This is a genomic window from Thiocapsa sp. UBA6158, assembly GCF_002423035.1.
In the GTDB taxonomy this organism is placed as follows: Bacteria; Pseudomonadota; Gammaproteobacteria; order Chromatiales; family Chromatiaceae; genus Thiocapsa.
Map to the genome: position 1 here is coordinate 1 of NZ_DIUM01000038.1, position 9,153 is coordinate 9,153.

Annotated in this window: 11 protein-coding genes; all 11 read right to left on the bottom strand. The window is 62.0% G+C overall.

Features of this window, described 5'->3' with window-relative positions; all coding sequences use genetic code 11:
- On the bottom strand, window positions 1–163 hold a 163-nt coding region (locus B4N44_RS06085; protein ID WP_296698073.1), incomplete at its 3' end, for an NTP transferase domain-containing protein.
- A gap of 4 nt (window positions 164–167) precedes the next feature.
- On the bottom strand, window positions 168–1,484 hold the full coding sequence (locus tag B4N44_RS06090; RefSeq protein ID WP_296698042.1) for an ABC transporter ATP-binding protein: 1,317 nt from the start codon (window positions 1,482–1,484) through the stop codon (window positions 168–170).
- 14 nt (window positions 1,485–1,498) lie between these two features.
- Entirely contained in the window at window positions 1,499–2,326 is an 828-nt protein-coding gene (locus B4N44_RS06095; protein WP_296698044.1) for an ABC transporter permease, read from the bottom strand.
- Between the two features lie 159 nt (window positions 2,327–2,485).
- Entirely contained in the window at window positions 2,486–3,583 is a 1,098-nt protein-coding gene (locus B4N44_RS06100) for a DegT/DnrJ/EryC1/StrS family aminotransferase (protein ID WP_296698048.1), read from the bottom strand.
- Window positions 3,580–3,903 carry a hypothetical protein gene (locus B4N44_RS06105; RefSeq protein ID WP_296698052.1) on the bottom strand — a complete coding sequence of 108 codons (324 nt, stop codon included), beginning with the start codon at window positions 3,901–3,903 and terminating at the stop codon, window positions 3,580–3,582. Before B4N44_RS06105 ends, B4N44_RS06100 begins: the two co-directional genes overlap by 4 nt.
- Before the next feature lie 53 nt (window positions 3,904–3,956).
- A complete protein-coding gene (locus tag B4N44_RS06110; RefSeq protein ID WP_296698055.1) occupies window positions 3,957–4,370 on the bottom strand; it encodes a sugar 3,4-ketoisomerase in 414 nt (137 codons plus the stop codon).
- 28 nt (window positions 4,371–4,398) lie between these two features.
- Complete coding sequence (locus B4N44_RS06115) at window positions 4,399–4,959, bottom strand: GNAT family N-acetyltransferase (RefSeq protein WP_296698058.1); 561 nt, start codon at window positions 4,957–4,959, stop codon at window positions 4,399–4,401.
- Window positions 4,913–5,428 carry an acyltransferase gene (locus B4N44_RS06120; RefSeq protein ID WP_296698061.1) on the bottom strand — a complete coding sequence of 172 codons (516 nt, stop codon included), beginning with the start codon at window positions 5,426–5,428 and terminating at the stop codon, window positions 4,913–4,915. Before B4N44_RS06120 ends, B4N44_RS06115 begins: the two co-directional genes overlap by 47 nt.
- 117 nt (window positions 5,429–5,545) lie before the next feature.
- Window positions 5,546–6,472, bottom strand: coding sequence for a DUF4351 domain-containing protein (locus tag B4N44_RS06125; RefSeq protein WP_296698063.1), 927 nt, complete (start codon window positions 6,470–6,472; stop codon window positions 5,546–5,548).
- A gap of 95 nt (window positions 6,473–6,567) precedes the next feature.
- Window positions 6,568–7,878, bottom strand: coding sequence for a nucleotide sugar dehydrogenase (locus tag B4N44_RS06130; RefSeq protein WP_296698066.1), 1,311 nt, complete (start codon window positions 7,876–7,878; stop codon window positions 6,568–6,570).
- 34 nt (window positions 7,879–7,912) lie between these two features.
- Window positions 7,913–8,932: an NAD-dependent epimerase/dehydratase family protein gene (locus B4N44_RS06135; protein WP_296698070.1), complete on the bottom strand. Its 1,020-nt coding sequence runs from the start codon at window positions 8,930–8,932 to the stop codon at window positions 7,913–7,915.
- Window positions 8,933–9,153: the final 221 nt, after the last annotated feature.

Consider the following 9,153-nt stretch of genomic DNA (forward strand, 5'->3'; position numbering starts at 1 on the left):
AACCGCAGCAGATGACGAAGTCATTCACGCCGTGGGCGGAGTAGAGCTTGAGGATGTGCCAGAGGATGGGGCGGCCACCGATCTCGATCATGGGCTTCGGCTTGAGGTGGGTTTCCTCGGAGATGCGGGTGCCGAGGCCACCGGCGAGGATGACGGCTTTCATGGGGTCACCCAACCATTCCAGGCTGGATCAAATCGGTGGACCAAGCGAGCTTGGGCCGGACCACTCCAATCCATACGCCGCTATACTCTTTGCGCATTGCACCGGTCTCATGGACGGTGAAGGTGAGGACTTCTTTTTCAAATACTTCCGCATTGGTGATATCGGTTAGCACGATCACATTGATGCTGTAACGACCTTGATTCAAGAAATTGGCAGGGATCACACAAGTCGTCCGGTACAGTCCGAGCTCATGGGGTCTGCCAAACCAGTCATCCCGAGTCAGATTAGCGGAATGCATGTTGGCGCTGGCCAATACGACGACACCCATCGAGTCGAGCAAATGAATGCTGGTGGAGATGTGGTCTCCGTTCCGACGAGCCCAGAAGTCGATTTCGATGTTGAGCTCTTTGTTTATTTCAACATCACTGGTAACAGTTCCATCAGAGACAAAACGAACAGCATGCAGTTTGACCTTGTCGGTACCGGGGGCTTTATTGAGGTCGGTCCAGGTCTTCTCGCCGAGATCGGTCTTTCCCATCTCAATGTAACGACGTACGGTATCTTCAGCAGGGCCATCATGAACTTGACATCCTTTATCTAATAGGATGGCGCGTGAGCAAAGTCCCAGCAGCGCTGCCATGTTATGGCTGACGAAGAGAACGGTGCGGCCTTCGTGTGCGACATCGCCCATCTTACCCAGACACTTTTTTTGAAACTGGGCATCGCCTACCGCCAGCACTTCATCCACCACCAGTATCTCTGGCTCCAGATGGGCCGCAACGGCGAAAGCCAAACGCACATACATTCCGGACGAGTAACGCTTGACCGGGGTATCGAGAAACTTCTCGACCTCGGCAAAGGAAACGATCTCGTCGAACTTGCGCTGGATCTCACCGCGGCACATGCCGAGGATGGCGCCGTTGAGATAGATGTTCTCGCGCCCGCTGAGCTCCGGGTGGAAGCCGGTGCCGACCTCGAGCAGGCTGGCGACTCGCCCATTGAGGGTGATGCGCCCCTTGGTCGGCTCGGTGATACGGCTCAGGATCTTGAGTAGGGTCGACTTACCGGCACCGTTGCGGCCGATGATGCCGAGGGTCTCGCCATGCTGTACCTCAAAAGAGACGTCTTTCAGCGCCCAGAACTCCTCGACCTCGTCACCCTGGATGATTGGGCGGCCGTGGATCATGTCGCGTGTCTTGCGAGCCAAGTCACGGGCATTGCGGGCGATGACGTCGCGCAGCGCAGTGTAGCGCTCGGTCCTCGCGGCGTTGTGGCCGACGAGGTAGGACTTGGAGAGGTTTTCGACTTTAATCGCTGGCATGGGATGGGGAATCTTCAAACAAAATCTGCAAAGCTCTTTTCCATCTTGCGGAACTGGCGGATGCCTAGCCACAGAAAGAAACCGATTAGGCACCAGCTGAGGATGAAGCCGGGCCAGTAGATCTGAGCCTCGCCGCCGAGGATGGCCCAGCGGAAGCCGTCGATGACGCCGACGACTGGGTTCAGCGAATACAGCAGTCGCCATTGCTCGGGGATGACGCTGGAGCTGAAGCCGACCGGGGAGACGTAGAGGCCCATGGAAACGATGAAGGGGATCACGTAGCGGAAGTCGCGGTATTTGACGTTGAGCGCGGTGATCCAGAGTCCAGGCCCGAGTGCCGCGAGGAAAGCCATGAGGACGAAGAACGGCAGGGTGAGGATCTGCCAGCCAGGCATGAACTGGTACCAGACCATCACCAACACCAAGATGCTGAAGCTGATGAGAAAATCGATGAAGGACACCACCACGGCGGCGGTGGGCACGATGAGCCGCGGAAAGTAGACCTTACTGATCAAGTTGGCGTTGCCGATGAGGCTGTTTGACGCCGATGACAGCGAGCTGGAGAAGAACTGCCAGGGCAACAGGCCGGCAAAGACCAGCAGGGCGTAGGGTGCGTCGCCCTCGGTGGGCATCTTGGCCAGTTTGCCGAAGACGACGGTGAAGACCACCATGGTTAGGAAAGGCTGGAGCAGTGCCCAGGCGAGGCCGATGATGGTCTGTTTGTAACGCACGGCGACGTCGCGCCAGGCAAGGACGAAGAACAGCTCGCGGTAGCGCCACAGGTCGCGCCAGTAGTGGCGCTCGGCGAGGCCGGGTTCGATGATAAGGGTCTGGAGGGTCAAGGTTTTTTTTAAAGGTTAAGGGTTAAGGGTTAAGGGTGAAGGGTGAAGGGTGAATGGTGAAAGGTTAAGAGTTAAACGTTAGGAATTTAGGTGGTTGGGTCATTTTGTCATGGGGCGAGATGCGCCGGGTGGGCGGTTCTGATGTTCGCGTCGCTGGGTTCAGATCATGCGCCTCACTTGATCGATCACTCTCGCTGCATCGGCGGCTGTGAGGTGCGGGCCCATCGGTAGGCTCAGCACCTCGGTCGCTAGGCGCTCCGAGATTGGATTGCCTTCGGTCGGTGGCCTTGCGTCGGCATAGCAGCCTTGCTGATGCGGGGCGATCGGGTAATGGATGAGGCTGCCGATCCCGGCTTCCGCCAGCTGTTGCTGGATGGCATCGCGGCGCGCATGGCGGACGACGAACAGATGCCAGACGGGCTCGGCCCAGTCGGGGACGACCGGCAGGACCAGGTCGCTCTCGGCTAGGCCTTCCAGATAGGCCGCCGCGATCTCGCGTCTGCGCGCGTTCCAGGCATCCAGATGTCGCAGCTTCACGCCGAGGAAAGCGGCCTGCAGCGGGTCTAACCGGCTGTTGAAGCCCTGGATGGCGTTGACGTATTTCTCGCGCGAGCCGTAGTTGCGCAGCATCCGCAGGCGCTCGGCCAGGTCGGCGTCATCGGTGGTGACGGCGCCGGCATCGCCGAAGGCGCCCAGGTTCTTGCCTGGATAGAAGCTCCAGGCCACGGCATCGCCGTGCGCGCCGATACGCTTGCCCTTGTAGCGGGCGCCGTGGGCCTGGGCGGCGTCTTCGATGACCTTGAGCCCATGCCGCCGGGCGATGGCCAGGATGGGCTCGAGATCGGCGGGCTGGCCGTAGAGGTGCACCGGGATGATGGCGCGGGTGCGCGGCGTGATGGCCGCCTCGATGCGCGCCGGGTCGATGGTGTAGGTGGCCTCGATGGGCTCCACCGGCACGGGGGTGGCGCCGGCGTGGGAAACGGCGAGCCAGGTGGCGATGAAGGTGTGCGAGGGGACGATGACCTCGTCGCCCGGGCCGATGTCGAAGGCGCGCAAGGCCAGATGCAGGGCATCGAGCCCGCTGGCGACGCCGATGCCGTGCGCGGCCTGACAGTAGGCGGCGAACTCAGTCTCGAAGTGCTCGACTTCCTCGCCGAGGATGTACCAGCCGGAGGCCATGACGCGCTGATAGGCCGCGTCGAGCTCGTCTTTGAGCGCTTGATAGGGGGCGCCGAGGTCGAGGAAAGGGATGGTCATTCAGCGCCCCAGCGTGCGCGCATGAACTCGGCTCCATAGCCTTCTTGCAAGACTGCGTCATCGTCTTCTTGCGGATTCAACGCGGCGGTGATGATGAGCTCGCGCCAGTGCCGCTCGATGTAGCCGTCCGCAAAGAATGGGCGTTCTTCTTGATCGGGTACTGGTGCGTTTTGATTGGTCACCTGCTGGGGTGCCTGATTGGCTGCCGTTTCCTCCACCCACGCAATCACTTTCACGTGCCCCGCGTCCATGTCCCGATATTGGCTTGGTAACTTGATGGCCCCGTCTTCAATGTCGGCATCAAACTCGATTACGTGCATGCGGCATCTCCTGTGTTGTGACACCCCCAGCTGTCGGCGCTAGCTACACAGCCTCACTCAGCGCCCCAGCGTGCGCGCATGAACTCGGCGTAGTCGCGGTAGTAGTCGGCCTCATCGTAACGGTTGGAGGCCAGCACCATGCACACCGAGCCGGATGAGAAGTTGTCGAGCTCGCGCCACATCATGGGGCAGACGTAGAGGCCGTTGTAGGAGCGGTTGAGGTGGTAGCGGACCTTGTCCTTCCCGTCGTCGAGGACGATGTCGAAGCTGCCCGACATGGCGATGATGAGCTGCTGCAGCTCCTTGTGCGCATGCCCCCCGCGCTCCGCCCCGCCCGGCACGTCGTAGAGGTAGTAGACGCGCTGGATATCGAAGGGGATGTGGTTGTTGCCTTCGATGAAGGTGAGATTGCCTTGGGGGTTGGCGATCTTGGGCAGGTCGATGATTTTGCAGTCGTGGATGGACATGTTGGCTGCGCTGTGTGGCTGCATCGATTCAGTTGGCGACTGTGACGCCGTCCGGGAGAAATTTGGCGTAGCGCCTTCTTGAGGCTTGGATGGCCTCCAGACTCAGCCTGTAGAAGTAGTCCAGCGCTGTTTCTTGGGTGCGCTCGGCACCGAAGCGCTCGTGGAACTGCCAGACGCGCTCGTTACCCTTACGGACGTCGAAATGGGCCGCGGCGAAGCCGAGATGGTCGACCGCGTAGGCGTAGACCATGAGCGCCGATTCCATGGCCGCCTGCGCTGGCCGACCGTCTTTGAGGATCCAGGAGCCCCAGCAAAAACTGTTGTCCCGGACATCGTAGAGGCGCACGGTGCCGATGGGCTCGTCCTGGTATTCGATGATGAAATAGGCCTGATCGGTCGCGGCTGCATAGTGCTGTAGCCAGGATCGCTGGGCATCGATGTCTGGCGCGGTGGTGCTCAGATAACGCGATTTTTTCTCGTCGGTACGCAGCGAGAGGATGAAGGCGGCATCTTCCGGCGTCGCATCTCTGAAGATCAGCGTCTTACCGATCACCTGTCGCGCCTTGAGGATCTGTGGGGCCGGATTCATGACCCGGCTCCAGCGTGCCGATGATCCGTGCCGGATTGCCAACCACGGTGGCCCCGGCCGGAACCGACCGGGTGACCACCGCACCGGCGCCGACCATCGCCCGCTCGCCAATGGTCAGGCCAGGCAGGATCACCGCCCCCCCCCCGATGGAGGCCCCGCGCTTCACGAGGGTCGTGACGAAGCGGTCCGGGTACTGCTTGCTGCGCGGGAAGCGGTCATTGGTGAAGGTGACGTTCGGCCCGATGAAGACATCGTCTTCGATGCGCAGGCCATCCCACAACTGCACGCCAGACTTGATCGTGACCCGGTCGCCGATGACCACGTCGTTCTCGATGAGGCAGTGCGCGCAGATGTTGCAGTCCGCGCCGATCCGGGCGCCGGGGAGGATGACGACAAACTGCCAAATGCGGCTGCCCTCGCCGATCTGGCGGGTCTGGACATCCGAGAGCGGGTGGATGGACTGCGTCATGTGGGCAAAGAAAACAGGTTAAGCGTTCACAGTATTTTCAGCTGGCTCGCCGCTGGCGGGGTCGACGTCGAAGCCAAGACAGGGGAATGACGAGCACTTTCGCGGCAAGGACGCGATTCAGTGGCGGGCGAGCCAGGCCTCGAGGTCGGCGGGGCCGGTGAAATCCAGCAGGTCTTCGCCGAGGGTTTCGATCTGCTCGACCGGGAGCGATTCGATGCGCTGGCGATAGACGTCCGGCACCGACCCCACACGGCGGTTCAGTTGTCGGAGTACCAAGTGAGTTTCCTGTTGGAGCCCCTGCTGGAGCCCCTGCTGGAGTCCCTGTTGGAGTCCCTGCTGACGGCCTTGTTCGGTAAATCTTTCAGAAAAGCTGGTCATTGTCGTGGCCTCTTGCGGATAGCGCTGGCGGTAGGCTTCCCATTCATTCTCGTCCAGCATGGCGTAGATGTCGATGAAGTCGGCGTATTTGAGTCGCCGCTCGGGGTCCGGTTCCAGCTCGGTCAGTCCACGGGTGGCGGCGGCGATGACCTCGAACTTCTCCTCGGGCGCGAAGGCCATGGTTGGCAACGTCAGGCGGGCGACGATGTTTTTGCTGTCCAGATATTCGCGTGCCTGCAGCCGGAACAGCGCGGTGTGCAGGTCGCTGAACTGCAGGTAGTGGCTGTGCTCGCTGCCCAGATCCAGTCGCTCGGGGTAATTGCCCGGGTGCAGGAAGATCACCACCGGTACGACGCGATCCGTGCCATAGAGCTCGGCCAGATCAAGGCAGTCGTGGGCCAGGCGGTGAATGGAGAAGCGCTTGGGGTCGGTTTCTTCTTCCAGCACGAACAGCAGCGCGGCGCGGCGCCCGTCGGGCCACTCCACCAGCAGCGGCACGTCGAGCTCGCGGAAGCGCTCGCCGAGGCGTTCCTTCAGTTGCTCCTCGCGGATCGGCAGGATCCTGGCGCCGGCATCGATGGCCTGGGCCTCGGCGGCGGCGAACAGGGCGAGCGTTTCGCGCGGATCGTCGAGGATCAGGTTCTTGAAATTCTGGTCGTGGCTCATCCCTGTGTTTCCGTCACTTGCATTGAGCGGTCGGCGTGGCCGTTGGTGCTGCCATGGGTGTGGATCAACTGGTGGCAGGAGCCGGTGACGCTGGTTTATGCCTGGACAATGTTTTCGGCCGGTTCCTGATAGCGCCCGCGCGTGTCGACAATGAGCGGCGCATGCCGCTTGATCAGCTCGTAGTCAAAGCGGTCGTGGTCGGTGGCGAGCAGCACGCAGTCGGCGGCGGCCAGGGTCTCGGGCGTGAGCGGCACGGATTCCAGATCGAAGTCGTGCCGGCGCATCTTGAGAAAGCGCGGCACGTGGGGGTCGGAGTAACTGATCTCGGCGCCCTTGGCCTGCAGCAGTTCCATGAGTTCGAGGGACGGCGATTCGCGGCGATCATCGACGTTCTTTTTGTAGGCGATGCCGAGCACCAGGATCTTGGCGCCCTTGAGCGCCTTGCCGCGGTCGTTGAGTGCGTCGGCGACCTTGCTCACCACCCACTGGGGCATGTTGGCGTTGACCTCGCCGGCGAGCTCGATGAAGCGGGTGCTGAGGCCGTATTCGCGTGCCTTCCAGGTGAGGTAGAAGGGGTCGATGGGGATGCAGTGGCCGCCGAGTCCGGGCCCCGGGTAGTAGGGGGTGAAGCCGAAGGGCTTGGTGGCGGCGGCGCGGATGACCTCGTGGATGTCGATGTCCATGCGGTCGCAGACGATCTTGAGCTCGTTGACCAGACCGATGTTGACGGCGCGGTGGATGTTTTCGAGCAGCTTGGTCATCTCGGCGGCGCGGGTGGAGCTGAGTGTGACCACTTGGTCGATGACCTGGCCGTAGAGTGCTTGGCCGACGCGGGTGCAGGCGGGTGTGAGGCCGCCGAGCACCTTGGGGATGGTGCGGGTGCTGTAGTTGGGGTTGCCGGGGTCTTCGCGCTCGGGGGAGAAGACCAGGAAGAGGTCTTGGCCGATGGTGAGGCCGCTGCGCTCGAGGCGGGGCTTGAGCTCCTCGTCGGTGGTGCCGGGCCAGGTGGTGCTCTCGAGCGAGACGATCTGACCGGGGCGCAGGTGCGGGACGATGGCCTCGGTGGTGTCGAGGACGTAGCTTAAGTCCGGCTCGCGGTATTTGTTGAGCGGCGTGGGGACGCAGAGGATGAGTGCGTCGCACTCGCGCGCGCGGCTGAAGTCGGTGGTGGCGCTGAAGCCTTTGGCGCGGGCGGCTTGGATGCTGTCGGCGCTGATGTGCTCGATGTAGCTCTGGCCGGCGTTGAGCTGGTCGACCTTGGCGAGGTCGATGTCGAAGCCGAGGACGGGGTAGCCGACCTCGGCGTAGCGCAGCATGAGCGGCAGGCCGACATAGCCGAGACCGAGGATGCCGATGCGGGCGTCCTTGCGGTCAAGCACATCGATGAGTTGATTGTTTGTGGTCATGAACTTTTGGGCCATCGGGCTCGTACTTGTTGGATTAGCGGACGTACCAGGATATGGCTCGCTCGAGTCCTTCAGCGATGCGCTGACTCGGTGCGTATCCCAAACGCGTCGCGGCCTTGGTGATGTCGGCCAGGCTGTGGCGGACGTCGCCGGGGCGGAAATCACGATAGATGGGTTGCACCCCCTGCAGGTGCGGATAGCGCGGGAGCAGGTGGCGGTGGATCTGCGTGTAGAGTTCGTTGAGCGTGGTGCGCTCGCCGACGGCGACGTTGAAGACTTGATTGGCGGCTTGCGGGTCGGTCGCGGTGGCGGCCAGAAGATTGGCCTGCACGGCGTTGTCGATGTAGCAGAAGTCGCGGCTGGTCTCGCCGTCACCGTTGATGAAGACGGTTTCGCCGGCGATGAGCGCAGCAGTCCACTTGGGGATCACCGCCGCATAGGCGCCGTTGGGGTCTTGCCGTCGGCCGAAGACGTTGAAGTAACGCAGTCCAATGCTGTCCAGCCCGTAGGCCCGCGCGAAGACATCAGCATAGAGCTCATTGACCACCTTGGTGACCGCATAGGGCGAGAGCGGCTTGCCGATGATGTCTTCCTGCTTGGGTAGGCCGGGATGGTCGCCATAGGTGGAGCTGCTGGCGGCGTAGACAAAGCGCTTGACGCCGGCATCGCGCGCGGCGACGAGCATGTTGAGAAACCCGTCGATGTTGTTTGCGTTCGTGGTGATGGGGTCATCAAGCGATCGCGGTACCGAGCCGAGTGCGGCCTGGTGCAGGACGTAATCGACTCCACTGCAGGCTTGGCGGCAAGCGGCGAGGTCGCGGATGTCGCCCTCGATGAAGGTGAATCGATCCCATTGCCCCGAGGTGAGCAAGGTTTGAACGTCATCGAGGTTGTGTCTATGGCCAGTAGCGAAGTTATCGAGCCCGATGACGGTTTGGTCGAGCTTGAGTAGGGCCTCGAGCAGATTGGAGCCGATGAAGCCGGCAACACCGGTGATGAGCCAGGTGCTCGGAGCCGCTTGAAGGCTGACTTTGACGTCGTCGTAACGTGACATGGATAGGCGCTTTGGTTGCTGGCGTTGCCGGCTTTAGTCTGCATCTGCACTGTCGGAGGAAAACGACGGCAGTGTGGCCGGGTGAAGAGACGGCGATGCGGTGTCTTTCACCACTCCCGCCCCTGTGCTGAAGGGCGGTTGAAGACTCGCACGGTCTTACTACTCGCTGCCACGCTCCGCGTGGGAGCGGAGCTGCGACGCTCTGCGTCGCGGGGCCGTGC

Coding starts and splice junctions, on each gene's coding strand:
- B4N44_RS06110 (WP_296698055.1), bottom strand. CDS start 4,370: ATGTCCATCCACGACTGCAAAATCATCGACCTGCCCAAGATCGCCAAC.
- B4N44_RS06115 (WP_296698058.1), bottom strand. CDS start 4,959: ATGAATCCGGCCCCACAGATCCTCAAGGCGCGACAGGTGATCGGTAAG.
- B4N44_RS06130 (WP_296698066.1), bottom strand. CDS start 7,878: ATGACCACAAACAATCAACTCATCGATGTGCTTGACCGCAAGGACGCC.
- B4N44_RS06135 (WP_296698070.1), bottom strand. CDS start 8,932: ATGTCACGTTACGACGACGTCAAAGTCAGCCTTCAAGCGGCTCCGAGC.
- B4N44_RS06125 (WP_296698063.1), bottom strand. CDS start 6,472: ATGAGCCACGACCAGAATTTCAAGAACCTGATCCTCGACGATCCGCGC.
- B4N44_RS06100 (WP_296698048.1), bottom strand. CDS start 3,583: ATGACCATCCCTTTCCTCGACCTCGGCGCCCCCTATCAAGCGCTCAAA.
- B4N44_RS06105 (WP_296698052.1), bottom strand. CDS start 3,903: ATGCACGTAATCGAGTTTGATGCCGACATTGAAGACGGGGCCATCAAG.
- B4N44_RS06120 (WP_296698061.1), bottom strand. CDS start 5,428: ATGACGCAGTCCATCCACCCGCTCTCGGATGTCCAGACCCGCCAGATC.
- B4N44_RS06090 (WP_296698042.1), bottom strand. CDS start 1,484: ATGCCAGCGATTAAAGTCGAAAACCTCTCCAAGTCCTACCTCGTCGGC.